The organism is Pseudoalteromonas sp. 4NS20-0020 (assembly GCF_057554385.1).
Genome location: NZ_BAAJMI010000003.1, coordinates 171817 through 186702, shown reverse-complemented (window position 1 = coordinate 186702; position 14886 = coordinate 171817). Strand labels below are relative to the sequence as shown.

Annotated in this window: 16 protein-coding genes; 10 read left to right on the top strand and 6 right to left on the bottom strand. The window is 38.8% G+C overall.

Going from position 1 to position 14886, the window contains the following annotated elements; all coding sequences use genetic code 11:
- Positions 1-400: 400 nt before the first annotated feature.
- The 6 genes from AC27JL_RS08110 (at position 401) to AC27JL_RS08085 (ending at position 4477) form a co-directional block, all read left to right on the top strand.
- Entirely contained in the window at positions 401-841 is a 441-nt protein-coding gene (locus tag AC27JL_RS08110) for a hypothetical protein (protein ID WP_487195328.1), read from the top strand.
- A 105-nt stretch (positions 842-946) separates the two neighbouring features.
- Positions 947-1291 (top strand): TonB family protein, encoded by a 345-nt coding sequence (locus AC27JL_RS08105; protein WP_006794709.1) that lies wholly within the window; start codon positions 947-949, stop codon positions 1289-1291.
- Between the two features lie 132 nt (positions 1292-1423).
- Positions 1424-1915, top strand: a complete 492-nt coding sequence (locus tag AC27JL_RS08100; protein WP_006794710.1) for a death domain-containing protein — start codon at positions 1424-1426, stop codon at positions 1913-1915.
- Positions 1916-1987: 72 nt separating this feature from the next.
- Positions 1988-3180 (top strand): IS3 family transposase gene (locus AC27JL_RS08095; RefSeq protein ID WP_487195326.1). Its coding sequence is split into 2 segments (ribosomal slippage): positions 1988-2293 and positions 2296-3180, totalling 1191 coding nucleotides; the frame shifts between segments, so codons are not numbered across the junction.
- A 127-nt stretch (positions 3181-3307) separates the two neighbouring features.
- Positions 3308-4114, top strand: coding sequence for a hypothetical protein (locus AC27JL_RS08090; RefSeq protein ID WP_487195325.1), 807 nt, complete (start codon positions 3308-3310; stop codon positions 4112-4114).
- A gap of 111 nt (positions 4115-4225) precedes the next feature.
- Complete coding sequence (locus AC27JL_RS08085; RefSeq protein ID WP_487195323.1) at positions 4226-4477, top strand: hypothetical protein; 252 nt, start codon at positions 4226-4228, stop codon at positions 4475-4477.
- Between the two features lie 508 nt (positions 4478-4985).
- On the opposite strand, the gene AC27JL_RS08080 is transcribed toward AC27JL_RS08085, so the two are convergent.
- Positions 4986-5249 (bottom strand): YkgJ family cysteine cluster protein, encoded by a 264-nt coding sequence (locus tag AC27JL_RS08080; protein WP_033035838.1) that lies wholly within the window; start codon positions 5247-5249, stop codon positions 4986-4988.
- Positions 5250-5417: 168 nt separating this feature from the next.
- Here AC27JL_RS08080 and AC27JL_RS08075 point away from each other — a divergent pair, with 168 nt between their 5' ends.
- The 4 genes from AC27JL_RS08075 to AC27JL_RS08060 all read left to right on the top strand — a co-directional run bounded on the left by AC27JL_RS08075 (position 5418) and on the right by AC27JL_RS08060 (position 11047).
- On the top strand, positions 5418-6599 hold the full coding sequence (locus AC27JL_RS08075) for an efflux RND transporter periplasmic adaptor subunit (RefSeq protein ID WP_487195322.1): 1182 nt from the start codon (positions 5418-5420) through the stop codon (positions 6597-6599).
- Positions 6596-9745 carry an efflux RND transporter permease subunit gene (locus AC27JL_RS08070; RefSeq protein WP_277054319.1) on the top strand — a complete coding sequence of 1050 codons (3150 nt, stop codon included), beginning with the start codon at positions 6596-6598 and terminating at the stop codon, positions 9743-9745. Before AC27JL_RS08075 ends, AC27JL_RS08070 begins: the two co-directional genes overlap by 4 nt.
- 139 nt (positions 9746-9884) lie before the next feature.
- Entirely contained in the window at positions 9885-10052 is a 168-nt protein-coding gene (locus AC27JL_RS08065; RefSeq protein ID WP_006792439.1) for a hypothetical protein, read from the top strand.
- A 104-nt stretch (positions 10053-10156) separates the two neighbouring features.
- Complete coding sequence (locus tag AC27JL_RS08060) at positions 10157-11047, top strand: dienelactone hydrolase family protein (RefSeq protein WP_006792438.1); 891 nt, start codon at positions 10157-10159, stop codon at positions 11045-11047.
- Between the two features lie 80 nt (positions 11048-11127).
- Here the strand turns inward: AC27JL_RS08060 and rhlP are convergent, their stop codons facing one another.
- The 5 genes from rhlP to greA all read right to left on the bottom strand — a co-directional run bounded on the left by rhlP (position 11128) and on the right by greA (position 14848).
- Positions 11128-11958 (bottom strand): rhombotarget lipoprotein, encoded by an 831-nt coding sequence (gene rhlP / locus AC27JL_RS08055; RefSeq protein WP_341219654.1) that lies wholly within the window; start codon positions 11956-11958, stop codon positions 11128-11130.
- 12 nt (positions 11959-11970) lie between these two features.
- A complete protein-coding gene (locus tag AC27JL_RS08050; protein WP_305398532.1) occupies positions 11971-12315 on the bottom strand; it encodes a VOC family protein in 345 nt (114 codons plus the stop codon).
- Between the two features lie 307 nt (positions 12316-12622).
- On the bottom strand, positions 12623-13072 hold the full coding sequence (locus tag AC27JL_RS08045) for a hypothetical protein (protein WP_006792435.1): 450 nt from the start codon (positions 13070-13072) through the stop codon (positions 12623-12625).
- A 123-nt stretch (positions 13073-13195) separates the two neighbouring features.
- Positions 13196-14239, bottom strand: coding sequence for a S66 family peptidase (locus AC27JL_RS08040; RefSeq protein WP_487195321.1), 1044 nt, complete (start codon positions 14237-14239; stop codon positions 13196-13198).
- A gap of 132 nt (positions 14240-14371) precedes the next feature.
- On the bottom strand, positions 14372-14848 hold the full coding sequence (gene greA, locus AC27JL_RS08035) for a transcription elongation factor GreA (RefSeq protein ID WP_006792433.1): 477 nt from the start codon (positions 14846-14848) through the stop codon (positions 14372-14374).
- Positions 14849-14886 lie beyond the last annotated feature (38 nt).

The window sequence follows — 14886 nt, the reverse complement described above, 5'->3', positions numbered from 1 at the left end:
AAGCTAAAAAACGCACAAAGAGAAGCGAATGAGGAGTAAATGAGATAAAAGTAATCAGCCAATGCTTTTAATTAATCTGCACTAGCTCATATCTTATCTTAAAGTTTAATGGAATAGATTTAGACTTCACCTGACAGACAGCGATAAGCGGTCGTTAACAGTTACTTTTTAATTTCGTCAAAGTATATTGCTTTCATAGTCAGGAAAACGACCTAATCGCTCGTTTTTGTCCTTAAGTACAAACCAGAAATACTATATTTTGCTAGTGCTGGCAAATAGTTAAGAAGTTTGTTACAAATGAGTAATTCAGACAAAGGAGCGACGCTGTGGTAGAAGAACGCGCGATTCGCTCGCTATAAACATGTTATGAGTTATTCAGATTTCAATGGAGATTTCAAGTTTGAACGGAACTATTAATTTTTACTCTTTGCTAGCAATAATTTTTGCCTTTAATGTTCTTGCAGGGTGCAAGTCTACAGATACGAAATCTAAAGGTTGGAATATCGAAATGGGCGGTTGTCAGTCTAGGGTACACCCTACCAAAACCAATCCAACTGCTGACTATAAAGCTTGTTCTTTTAATTTTAGTAAAGTCAAAGATGAAGTTAACACATGTATGCTTAATCAAGGTTGGTCTGAAATGCATGTAATGTCATGTAGTAAAACGAATAAGTTTTATTCGAGTGAACAGATTAATGGTTGTCTAAATGCTTCAAATGAAAACAATAAAATAGACCATGAAAAAATGAACTCTTGTTTGGCTAAATTTGAAGAGTACGAAGTAGACTCAGAGAAAACCAAAGCTACAATTAAGAAAATTCTTGATGAGCGTACGAATTAACTCATAACAATCTGTTAAACAAGGACAAAATACAGTTGGCTTTTGCTCCTTCGTCGCTTAATTTTAGCCAACTATATTTTGCCCATTAACAGGGCGTTATAAGCCATGATGATCGAATTAGTTTTAGCCTCAACTTTAGTGTCATTTGTTAATACCGAAATGTATGAGGTAGATTCGTGCATAGGTGAAAAATTTGCGTTAATTGAAGCTGAAAACCCTCAGTGGCCGATACATTCCGAAAGGTTCATAGGTGTCGGTTACGTTGACTTTATGGTAATAGTGAATAGCGAAGGCAAGGTTGTAGAACACCAAATTAGTCGTTCTCAGCCAAGAAGAATTTTTGATAGGCAATCACTTCGTGCATTAAAGAAATGGAAATTTAATCCATCAAAGCATGCAGAACGATGCTTTGATGTAACTTTTAAATACGATTCGGAAAAATTTGAGTAAATGGCTTATAACAAGTTGCTCAAGTTCGTTCGTAAACTCACTGGGACAATTAACAGTTGGCTTGGCGCTTCGCGCAAGTTTAGCCAACTATTAATGGCCCCTTAGCAAAGCGTTATAACTCTAAGGAAAGTGATGCGTAAATTTCTATTATTGATGCCAATATTGATGGCAACTGGTTGTGCTAGCACTACGGAAAAAGAAGTAGCTCAAACCTCTGAGACACACTGTGAAAAACTAAGTAGCGTTGTTTCTGGCGCTGTTGCTATGAAGTGGGCATCAAGACAATCTTCTGAAAACTCATCTGCCAAAGAAGAAGCCTTAATGGATTGGCGTTTTTTAGCCGTTGTAAATCATGAAAGTCTAACTGAATTAGGATTGTCGCAAGATCAAATTAAGGCTCTAAGTAAAGAGATCTTCAATACAGATGTTGTAAATGAAATGTCTTACGATATGCTTTCATTCAAATATTATACGCAAGAAAAGTGCGAAATGTCTCAAAAGGGACTCACGGCTAAATCAATTGAAGTCCTTAAACCTTCAATTCAAAAATGTTGGTATAGCTCACAAACTATGGACTCTGAACAATGTGTATCAAAAATAGTATCCGGTGAAATCGAGTTATAACAAGTTACTTAAAAGGACAATGCTCCTCACCCGATTTAGTGGACACCTCCTCATCACTTTGAGGAGGCTAACATGCCTAGATATACCCAACCTAGAAAGACATGGTTTTACCCCGTTAATTTCAAAATCAAAGCAGTCGAACTAAGCTTACGAGACGATGTCATGTCAAAGGACGTTGCCGAGGCGCTGGATATTCATCCGTTAATGCTTAGTCGTTGGCGAAAAGAGTATCGAGAAGGTAAGTTTAAAAACACGCCGCGCTATCAAAGCAACAACAAAACAATGAGTAAACTCCCAACAAAAAAAGAGCTCGATAACATTCAAAAGCTTAAGAAAGAAAATGAGCGTCTCAAGCAGGAGAATGACCTGCTAAAAAAGTGGCAACGGTATCTGGCGGAAGTACATCAGAACGATTTGGATTCATCCAAAAGTTCGGACAAGCCTTAGGCGTCAAATACTTGTGCTCTTGGCTTAATGTGTCGCGTAGTGGGTTCTATGCTTGGCGTGAGCGTACAGTGTCAGCTAGAGCGCTGTCAGATGCTAATTTGTTGCTTAAGATAAAACACGTCTTCAATGTCAATCATCAAACCTATGGTAGCCCACGCGTATTTCATGCGCTAAAAAAAGAAGGTGTAAACACAAGCCAAAAACGTGTTGCCCGCTTAATGCGAGAAAACGGTTTAAGAGCTAGGGCGCTTAAGACTTACAGCAAACCGGCGAAGGTTAAGTTCTTTTATAAAGAGATAGAAAATAAACGCAAAGATAGTGAAAAGGCCACGGCAATCAACCAACAGTGGTCTGGCGATATTACGTATTTAAAAGTCGGGGCTCGTTGGCATTACCTTGCAGTGGTTATCGACTTATATTCACGTAGAGTAATCGGCTGGGCGTTTGGTAAAAATAAAACAACGGAGCTTACGTTAAAGGCGCTAAGGCTTGCGATAAAAAAACGACAGCCAACAGAAAGTGTATTATTTCACACTGACCGAGGCGCAGAATACCGTGCTCACGTTGTACAAAAGTATTTGGCTAGCAAAAACATCAAAGCCAGTATGAATAGGCCTGGGTGTTGTACTGACAACGCAGAAGTCGAGTCGTTCTTTCATTCGCTTAAAGCAGACTTAATTCGAGGAAATAAATTTGAGAGCAGCGGTAAACTATTATCAAAATTAAAGGTTTACCTAAATTATTTTTACAATAGACAGCGATTGCATTCGAGTTTAGGATATAAATCACCTGCCGAGTTTGAATCGGCAGGTGATTAAAACGTGGACGGTGTCCACTTTATCGGGTGAAGATCACAAATAATAGTTGGTTTTTGCTCCTTCGTCGCTTATTTTAACCAACTATTATTTGCCTCTTAGTAAGGCGTTAGTTTCCTGTCGAGGTTTCGTGAAAAAATTTGCTCTTGCTATATCAATTTTGGCCTTAGTTGTTTTCTATTTTATTACAAAAGAACATAGTGAAATTGAAAAGTTTAGCGATAAAAATGATAGTGAAAACGCTGTTTCTAAAGACTTAAAGCGCAAAGAAAAATCAACGATTGAAACTGATATAGGTGTTAGTGAACTTGCATCAGCAGAAGAATACTTACTTGAAGCAAAAGAAATACGTCGTTGCAGCGCAATACCCAAAACTCAAGATGAACTTGATAAATGGATGAGCAAAGTAAATGAGGTGGGTGAGCCCTACGAGTATATCGAAGAGGTTTTGTCTCGTTTTGAGCGCTGTTCACAATTTAATTTTATATCTGATGATTTTGTTGAATTACTTTTTAAAGCAATTGAATTAGGTTCCGATAATGCCGTAGCAGAGTTATGGGCTGTTTCGGATAGAGAATATTTTCAAAGTAAAGGCTTAGATGAATTAAGCAGAGAAGACACAATAAAGCAAAGAGTTAAATTTAATAAATTGAAATACCGCCTTTCCGAAAGTGTTGCTTTGACTGGTGGAGAGCAGTCAATATTAAGGCTGGTAAAAGAGTATCAAAATTACGATCCTGACACTGGAAACCCAAACTATTTAAAAGTCATAGCATATGCAGACTTTGGGTTAAAAATAGTAGAGGATAACGATATTTACTTGAAATTAGATTTTATCAAGCAGCGTATTCATCAAAATATGGAATTTCAAGATATTGAACAGGCGCAAATGCTAACTGAAAAGTTGTTGAATAAGTTTGGTGAAAATGGAAACTAACAAAACAATTAACAGAATTCGCTTCGCTCATTGGAAAAAATCCTCGCAGGCACCTTGTGCCAAAGCACTCGGTTTTCCCGTTATTGTAAGCGTTATAAGACGAGGGAAGATATGAGTTTACCAAGGGAACAATTAGCAAAAGTTAGAACTTCGTTTAGGGTTCTATCGGGTTTCATCTTTGTACTTTCATTGTTTGCTATTTTAGCTACTGTAACTTTTGCGTTCGCAGAACCATATGATCATATTATTTGGCTTTTAGGTGTTGTGACGTTTGGCATGTCATATATATCTGGGCATATTGTATTTACAGGTTATGCCCCCAAATTTTTACTGTTTACGCATGGTGCTAAAGATGGCTTATAACAAGTGACTAAAGTTATGAGTGTCCACAAGTGGCACGTATGCGACTGTCAGATTTGATCATAATAAAAAAATTAAATCTGACAGGTTAGTTAAGACTTATTCAATTAGTCTTTGCTCTAAAAGCGCAGCGCCTCTTACACATTTTGTGAATCGTTCACTTTAATGGCCTCGTCCATCAAGTTGAAGGTATTCGCTTTTTATTATGGAAAGAAAAAATACTGCACAAAGAGAACTGAATGAGGAGAAAATGAGTAAACCTAAACTCATGATCAACTTTTATGTTTGTCACTTTCTATAAAAGCGCAGCGCCTCTTACCCTCTTTGTGAATAAATCACTTTTACGTCTTTGCCAATAACGTAAGCATGCTTTACGTCTATAAAATAGCCGTATAACTGCACATTTGTAGTAGACGCAGAGCTTGCTCGCGTGAAAAGCGCAGCTTTTAATAACTTAAAAAAGTTACTCGGTAGTAGTTAAATGTAACTATGTGTGTATTGAACACACCAACTAAGTTAATTGTTCAAGCTCGGTGATAAGCGCTAGAGCCTCTGCATTAGTTGACCCACACACATCAACTGTGGCACTAAAATCACTGCATACTTTTGGTCGAGACTCATCACCAAATAACTTACATAAATTGCGCTCATCTAGCTGAATACAACGTTCTCCGGCCTTTTTGCCATTTGGCATACCCGGTATTGGCGAGCTAATACTTGGCGCAATGCAACATGCACCGCAGCCTAATCGACACGCCATTGGCTCTGTTTTCATAACACCCTCAGTTTAAATTAACTACATATTTAACAATACAGACTCCTTTTTAGAGCCAAATATTTATTTGTAATACACATATGTAATGCTTTGTTACATCTTCAAACGCCTTGTAAACACTTTATTGCGTATTATTGCCCTATCACCACTTTTATGAAGGAATGCCTTGTGGCTACTAAAAAACAAATTGTTCTTCCAATCGCAGTTTTAGCTGCCGGAATTGCACTGGCAATTGGCTTTTCAAATATGAAAACCCCGCCTGAAGAAAAACCAGTGCAAGATACTCGTCCACTGGTTGCTGCGCAAACAGTCAACATTGATGCAATAACACTCGACGTAAAATCGTACGGGGTTGTAAAACCTAAAGACCGTACCGAGCTAGTTGCACAAGTCAGTGGCCAAGTTATTTCCGTAGCAGATGAATTTGTTGAAGGTGCATTTGTAAAACAAGGCGACATATTAGCACGAATTGATCCAAATGATTACGAAGCCGATTTTATTGAAGCACAAGCAGGCCTTGCTCAAGCAAGTTCAGCCCTTGAAATAGAACGCGCCCAAGCACATGTAGCAAAAGCTGAATGGGAACGTATTAAATCAGACTCAAGTGACTCAACTGCATCAGAGCTTTATTTACGTAAACCGCAATTAGCCGAAAAGCTAGCGCGTTACCGCTCTGCACAAGCCAGTGTTAAACGTGCAAAACGTAACCTTGAACGCACTTATATAAAAGCCCCATACGACGCTATTATTAACGCACGCACAATAAGCTTAGGCTCTGTAGTAAACCCGGGCAGTAGCTTTGGCGCACTAAGTGCCACATCGGTGGCAGAAGTACGTTTACCAGTAGCCGATAGCGAAATGCAATACCTAGCCAATGGAGGCATTGGTGCTACTGTTACCCTTAATGCTGAATTTGCCGGCAAGCAAACGTCATGGCAGGCCGAAGTTGTGCGCAGCGAAGGCGTAATAGATCAAGTAAGCCGTATGAGTTATTTAGTTGCGCAACTGCCAACGCCATACGCCGATAACACTAAGCCACTACGTTTTGGTTCATATATTAATGCAACCATTGAGGGGCGATCTCTCGATAACGCAATTATTGTCCCGCATCACCTTGTTAAAGATAAACAAATTGCCATTTTAAACGCGAACAATACTCTAAGCTTTAAAACACTGAATATTGTACGTGAACAAGATGGCATGGTAATAGCCGATCAAGGGTTACAACTTGGCGAACAGTTAATTACCTCAGCACTAGAATACCCAAGCGAAGGAATGGCTGTTAAAACGGATGAAGATGACAAACAAGGTGAAGTAACACAGCTTGCTCTTAAAGAGGACACCCTATGAGTACCTCTGAAAAGGGCCTAATTGCCTGGTTTGCTCGCAACCCTGTTGCAGCAAATTTAATCATGATTTTTATTCTGGTTGGCGGTTTATTAACAGCCTTAACGATTCGTAAGCAAGCATTTCCGCAATTTGAAAGTAACTGGGTGAGTGTTCAAGCCGTTTACCCTGGCGCCGCACCGCAAGAGGTTGAAGAAGGCATTACAATAAAAATTGAAGAAAACCTAGAGGGATTAGAGGGCATTAAACGCTTTATAACTTACTCTAATCGCGGCTACGCACAAGCATGGATTGAAATTGAAGAAAAATACGACCTTCAAGAAGCTTTAGACGAGATAAAAGCCCAAGTAGATTCTATTAACTCGTTTCCAGCGGGTATGGAAAGGCCAATAATTCAGCGCGATAAGTTTCAACAAGAAGTGATGTTTATTGCGCTATATGGGGATATGACCTATGCCCAACTAAAAGAACTAGGTACCGATTTAGAAGATGAATTACTCGCTTTACCTGGTGTTAATTTAGTCAGTTTTTTTAGCGGCTTAAATTATGAAATAGGCATTGAGATTAGCCCCGACAAACTGCGTGAATACGGCCTTACTTTTAGAGATGTATCAAATGCTGTAAGAAACTTTTCAACTAATATGTCGGCTGGCCAAATCCGTTCAGATAACGGGTATATTTCTATGCGTGTTGAAAAACAAGCATATAAAGGCAATGAGTTTGAGCAGTTGCCTTTAATTACCCTTGCTGATGGCGCACAAATATATTTAGGCGATGTAGCCACCATTAACGATGGTTTTGAAGAAGGCTTATTATATTCAAAGTACAATGGTAAAAATTCGTTAATGTTTGATATTGCAGCATCTAAAGATCAAGACATTACCGACGTTGCCAAAGTACTTAAAAATTACATGGCCGAAAAAGAATCTAAATTACCACAAGGCGTAAAACTAACCCCTATGGTTGATTTAACCTACTACCTGCAAGGTCGTCTCGATATGATGATCGATAACATGGTATGGGGTGGTGTTTTAGTTATGCTGGTATTGGCATTGTTTTTACCGCTTAGATTAGCATTTTGGGTAATGATGGGTTTACCGGTTTCTTTTTTGGGTGCCTTTTTGTTCATGCCAATAGGCTTTTTAGATATCACCATTAATATGGTGTCGCTGTTTGCCTTTATTATTGTACTCGGTATTGTGGTGGACGATGCAATTGTTGTGGGCGAATCGGCCAGTGCCGAAATAGAAAAACACGGCCACTCACTCGATAACGTAATCCGTGGTGTTAAACGTGTTGCAATGCCCGCTACATTTGGCGTACTCACCACCATTGCTGCTTTTTTACCGCAAGCTATGGCATCAGGGCCCGGCGCAGCATTTTCTAAAGCGATTGGTGTCGTTATTATCCTGTGTTTAATTTTTTCGTTAATTGAATCAAAACTTATTTTACCGGCTCATATTGCCGCAATGAACCCACGTAAACCTAATCCTAAAAACCCATTGCACAAGGTGCGTATGGTTGTTGATAAAGGCCTTAAATCGTTTGTTCAAAATTACTACACGCCTTTCATAGGGCACTGTATTCATTATCGTTATACCGTAATTATTGGGTTTATATGTATTTTAATTATGAGCGCAGGCATGTTTGCAGGTGGTTTAGTTAAATTTGTACCAAACCCTAAAATACAACATGACTTTCCGCGTGTGGTTGTAGAAATGAATCTTGAATCATCAGAGCAAGCAACACTTGAAACAGCTAAGAAAATTGAAGCGGTACTTCTTAGTGTAGATGAAGAGCTTGAAGCACAATATGGTCAAAAAATGATTCGTGACCTCTCGGTAAGCCTTCGTGGCCGTACCACTGCACAATTAATGGCTGTGCTCATTGAACCTGATAAACGCCCTATTGATACCTTCACTCTTAGCTCATTATGGCGTGAAAAAATGCCACCATTGCCGGGCGTTAAAACGTTGACCATTGAAGATAATTTATTTGGCGGCGGACGAGATGACGGCGACGTAAGTTTTAGACTGCAAGGTAAAGATACCGACAAACTAAAAGAAGTTGCTTCGTTATTAAAAACGAAATTGCAAAGCATGGAAGGCGTAGGCGATGTTAACGACTCACTACAAAGCGCTACCGATGAAGTACAACTTGATTTAAAACCACTTGCATACAGCATGGGATTGACCCTTGCAGATGTGGCATCGCAAGTTAGCTTTAGTTACTACGGTTTAGAAGCACAACGTATTTTACGTGAAGGCGAAGAGATCAGAGTGATGATCCGCTACCCTGAAAACGAACGTAACTCCATTAGTAACATACACAGCACACGTATTATCACGCCAACAGGTGTTGAAGTGCCGTTAAGTGAAGTTGCACAAATCAACATTGTAGATGGTGTAAACAGAATCCGCCGTGAAAACGCAAACAGAACAGTTAATGTATGGGCAGCCATTAATACTGATAAAGTTGAACCTTTTGCCATTGTAAAAGAAATCACTGACGAGTATTTACCAACCCTTTTACAAAATTACCCAGGTGTTACCAGTAATGTCGCTGGTCGAGTGCAAGAGGAAATGGAAAGCGCTGATGAGCAATTACGTGACTTTGCAATTTCACTAATGATTATATTTGCATTATTAGCTATTCCGCTTCGCTCATACTCACAACCATTGATCATTATGTCGGTTATTCCATTTGGTGTGGTCGGTGCAATGTTTGGCCATATGGTATTAGGAATGACCATGAGCGGCCTTTCAATGTTTGGCATAATTGCAGTAGCCGGTATTGTAGTTAACGACTCTCTCGTTATGGTTGATTTTGTAAATAAAGCGCGTGCTGAAGGTGTACCTATAAAAGAAGCGGTTATGCAAGCGGGAGCTCGTCGTTTTAGAGCTATATTGCTAACCTCAGTGACCACCTTTATTGGCGTGTTACCTATTATTATGGAAACGAGTTTACAGGCACAAATCGTAATTCCTATGGCAGTATCACTCGCCTTTGGTGTGCTATTTGCCACCGTGATTACGCTTATTCTTATACCGTGTCAGTATGTCGCGCTTGAAGATACAAAACGAATGATTCGTAAGTGGCGTGGTAAACACCCTATTGTCGATGGCCAACCAACAACGACCAATAGCTAATTAAGTAAAACCCCAACCAAAAAAGCTCGGCAACATGCCGAGCTTTTTATTTATAGTTAAAAATAACCTTCAATTATTTGCTAACTTCCCCTTTTCACTGGTATTTTGACTCTCAGTTTACTTTCTTAAAGGATTAACCATGGGTACATTTCAACTTATTTTATTTATCATATTTGCAGTACTAACCATTGTTGGATACAGAAAAAATAACCGTAATTTAATGTTATTGGGTGCCATTGTTGTAGCGTTTGCCTTTGCAGGATTAGATTTTATGATGGGGGTTGATCATAGCCTGTCAGCTTATTAATAGTTAACGGCAAAAATACACTAAATAGTAAAATTAGTGCTCGTTTTTTATACCCGATACGTTTAGGTACTTAATATTAAAAAGCATAACAATTAAGGAAAACCATGAATTCACCTCAAATAGATCACATTCCTCAAGAAGCGTTTGATTGGTACGACGAATATGCCCATGGTTTAATGGACCGCCGTACTTTTATGAAAAAGCTAGGTGGCCTTGCAGCACTGGGGATTTCAATGAGTGTGCTCACCAGCGCGCTTTTACCTAACTATGCACTTGCAGAGCAAGTCTCGTTTAACGATGACGATATTAAAGCCACCTACGAAGAATTTGATTCGCCAAACGGGCATGGTAAGGGTAAAGGTTATTTAGCGGTGCCTAGCAAAATTGAAGGTAAACTGCCGGTTGTATTAGTTATTCACGAAAACCGTGGTTTAAACCCTTACATAAAAGACGTAGCAAGGCGCTTAGCCAAAAAAGGTTTTATTGCTTTTGCTCCCGATGCACTTTTCCCGCTTGGTGGCTATCCGGGTAATGATGATGAGGGGCGTGCAATGCAACGCACGATGGACAGAGCTAAAATTCAAAACGACTTTGTAGCCGCCGCTCACTTTTTAAAAGCCCACCCTAGCAGCAACGGCAAATTAGGCGCCGTAGGCTTTTGTTTTGGGGGTTATATTGTTAACTACTTAGCCGCAGTTGATAGTGACTTACTCAGCGCGGGCGTGCCCTTTTATGGCACACCTGCAAGTGAAAGCTTACACAAAAATATAAAAGCCCCTTTACTGATTCAATTAGGTGAACTTGATAAACGCGTTAACGCCACATGGCCTGAGTATGAAAAAAGCTTAAAAGCTAACAATGTTGAGTACACTATGCACATGTACGAAGGTGCTAATCATGGTTTTCATAACGACTCTACTGGGCGTTATGATGAGCAAAAAGCAGAGCTTGCTTGGCAGCGTACCTTAGCGTTTTTTAATGAAAAATTAAGCTAAACACCATAAAAAAACGCCGCATAAGTTGAATAATGTGGCGTTTTAAATTTAATTATTTAGCGACTTAGTTATATAGATGTTTAGTTATTTACATATCTGCGTTTTAAAACAAGTAGCGATATAAAAACCAGAATAAACACACTAAATGCCCCAGCACTGCTTGAGCCATCTTTATTCTCTATTTTTGCTATTTTTTCTTCTTTAACCCGCGTTTTAAAGCGTGCTAATTCCGCATCTAAATTTAGGCTCATATCGGTAACCGCTAAATTAAACCCTTCAAGTGACTTTTCATTGAGCGTTTCGTCAATACCAATAGCGGTGGTTCTTTTTTCAAGCTTGCTGATGCCTGGTGCTCTAAAAAGCATTTTTTTACTTTTTATATCAAAAACAGCAGTGTCGACGAAGGTTTGAATCGTATTTTCGTTACCGGGAATAACGTACATACCTACAATGGTCCAATACAATAATGCGGCGTTATTTTCATAGGTTTGTGTTACTTGATCGTAAGAAACCAATGCCATCACGTCTACATCGTACAGTCGCCCTACTTGTTCAAGCGCTGAAAACCCTTCTCCACCTTTAAGATACGTACTTGGAATTACTTCTATGCGGTCAATGTAATCGTACTGCAAAAACGATTTTTTAACTCTTTCGAGCAACTCTACCTCATTTTGGCTTTCAATTGCGTTTGCTCGCCAATCTTTAGAAGGCACAAATGAAATGCCCACTGTAACAGGTAATTTTAACACTGGAATTTCTGGTTTATACGTAGCACGGCTATCTTCGTTTGGATAAAGAAAGTCAACCAAACTGCTAGAACGCGTATTTTTACCTGCGTTATTACTCACAAGCGCACTACATGAGGTCAGTAAAAAAACCACCAACATGACAAAAAACGTATTTTTTTTCATTATTATTCCTTTTTAATTAAATTCAGTTACGTGTAAAAGCTCGCCTGATGGTCCCCATAAATAAATCACCTTGCCCCACAGCTCTTGTTTTATCCCTTCAAAGCGAATATCAAAGTTAGTGAGCTTACTAATAATGTCAAAGGCTTCATTTATGTTTAATACGCACACTTGCAGCATTAAATTTTCAGCAAATTCTTGGTTGTAGTAACGCTGTAAAAAGAGGCTGCATTCACCTGATGTTGCAATACTTAAATCAGCTGATGCCTGCTCAACATTAAAGCCCAGCGCCTGATAAAATGCACACGATTGTTGATAGTTTTTACATGGCACAAACACTCTGATGTCATCTATTTTCATTGTTTTCCTGTTGTTATTTAGGTGCAGCAGAGCTTATTAACTTACTTTTAAAAGCGACTTTAGAGACTAATAAACTTTCAGGGTTAAGGGTTGTCCTTGCTAAGAGCCATTTACTATTTGTTGTCTGTATAAATTAGGCTAAAGGCGTAAGCTGGACGAATAGGCATTGCTCGACTTTTGCTTAGTCCGCTCGGCTGCACACATAGCGCAGTTATTCCACGTCCACTAAATTAAATAAACTCAAGCCACTAAGGTCAATATGCCCTATCGCTTTTACCATCAAGCGCGGTATTAAGCGCTCAATAAATTACACGTAGTTAATATCAATGTTCTCTTTTTCATCTGAATTTAGCAGTGAGTTAAACTGTTGATAAATTTCATCTTTTGAGCCTAAAAGTTGAAAATCGTAACCATTGCCGTTTCCGTCAATAATTATTGATAACCAATTATCACTTATATTAACAATAGAAATTCGCTTAACCTCGATCGACTCTTGATCTGATATAAACTTAAAGCGACTCAAATTTGGCTTTGTGATTTTTATAGTGCCGGCGCTTCTCTTGATTAGATTATGTGGGGAATGTTTAGCTTTATATTCATCGGTAAATCGATACCTAAACGATAAGCATGCAAAAAATAACAGCAAAAAAGAAGCTTCAATTTCATTGTTTATATACCAAATTATAAAAAAAGCGATAAACATAACAACGGCAATAAAAGCAAAGCCGTTTTTATAATGAGCGTCCGTAATTTTCAACTTAGCGATTCCTTTTCAAATATACAATACGTATAAAAACTAATGATTAACTAAAATAAATTAAAGAGCTTAATTTATCCATTACTTTTATATGATTAGCCACCAATAAGAACGACTTTATAATTAACACAGCTTAGTGCTTAGCGATGCCTTAATCACTTTGCCTTCATTTATGTCTGCGTTAATCGTACAGCTTGCACCATTAATTAAGTTTAAATTAGGTGCAACATGGCCAATATCAGCATCAAACAGTACGGGGAAAATACATTTACCAAGTGCTAATTCTATTGCTTGGTAATAATCAATTTGCTTATGGGGGCTATCAATAACGGCACTGCGACCAAGTATAATACCGTTTACATCAGTAAGTACGCCATTTAGTTTTAAGGCAATGAGACTACGTGCTACGGCTGTTGGGCTTAGCTCTGCGTTTTCTAGAAATAGCACAAGGCCCTCTGGTGCATACTCTTGTTTAAAGCGATGTAAATCGAGGTAAGGCGAGCCAAGCAACAAGTTAAGCGTGTCTAAACAACCGCCAAAAAGCCGGCCTGTTATTTCTAATTTACGCGCATCGTTGTAATTTAAACATTGCCACTGCGTTAGCTCAGTAAGTTCAAACAACGCATCAGGGTCGCTCTCATAATTAATTAATTTAGTTTGGTATGAAGTTGAAGGTAATTGTTCAAATTGCTCGCCTTTGGTGAGCGCTAAAACGTGAAAAACATTTACACAATTATGATCAGTTTCATTTGGATGTAGCTGCATTAAATTAGCAGTATGAAGGGTTGCCCAACCACAACGAGAAGTGAGCACACACGCTAATGTACTAACATCAGAGAACCCCACCAACCACTTAGGTTTAGCCGTTTTCACTATGTTAAAGTCAATATATTGCAAAACGTCTAGGGCAAGCTCTCCACCCCATGGGGGCATAATTGCCGCTATATTATCGTCGGTAAGAAAGTGCATTAGCTCTAAAGCTCGCTCTTTAGCGCTGATATTTTGCCTCACACTATTACCTTCAATTACTTTAAACCCTTGCGACTTTAAACCATTTAGCACAGTGTCTAATCGTGTTTGAAAGTGATTATCAACACCTGAAGAAAACGCACAAATTGCAATATTATCATTAGGTTTAAGTGGCTCAGGAAAATTAATTAAGGACATCAGTACTCTCAATCATTAGGATATAGTCAACCTAACGTACCCAATAAAGTAAACAAAGTCGAGATTATTAAAGGCATAAAAAAACCGATGTAATCACATCGGCTTTTATGTAAACGCTAAAGTGAGGATATATTAAAGGTACTCAACTTCAATGATTTCGTATTCAACGTCGCCCTTTGGTGTTTTAATGGTGACTGCATCATCCATTTGCTTACCAATCAAACCACGAGCTATAGGTGAGTTAACAGAGATTAAGTTATTTTTAATATCTGCCTCATCATCGCCAACTATTTGGTATTTAACTTCGGCATCAGTTTCTACATTAACAATAGTTACTGTGGTACCAAAAATAACCTTACCTGTGTTAGGCATTTTAGTTACGTCGATTATTTGAACATTTGAAAGTTTAGCTTCAATTTCTTGAATACGACCTTCACAAAAACCCTGTTGCTCACGCGCAGCGTGGTACTCAGCGTTTTCTTTTAAGTCACCGTGTTCACGCGCATCAGCAATATCAGCGATGATTTTAGGACGGGTAACTGTTTTTAATTCGTTAAGCTCCTTACGCAGTAAATCTGCGCCACGAACTGTCATCGGAATTGTTTGCATATTTTCTCACTTAACACCAAGGCCTAATTAGGCCTTGG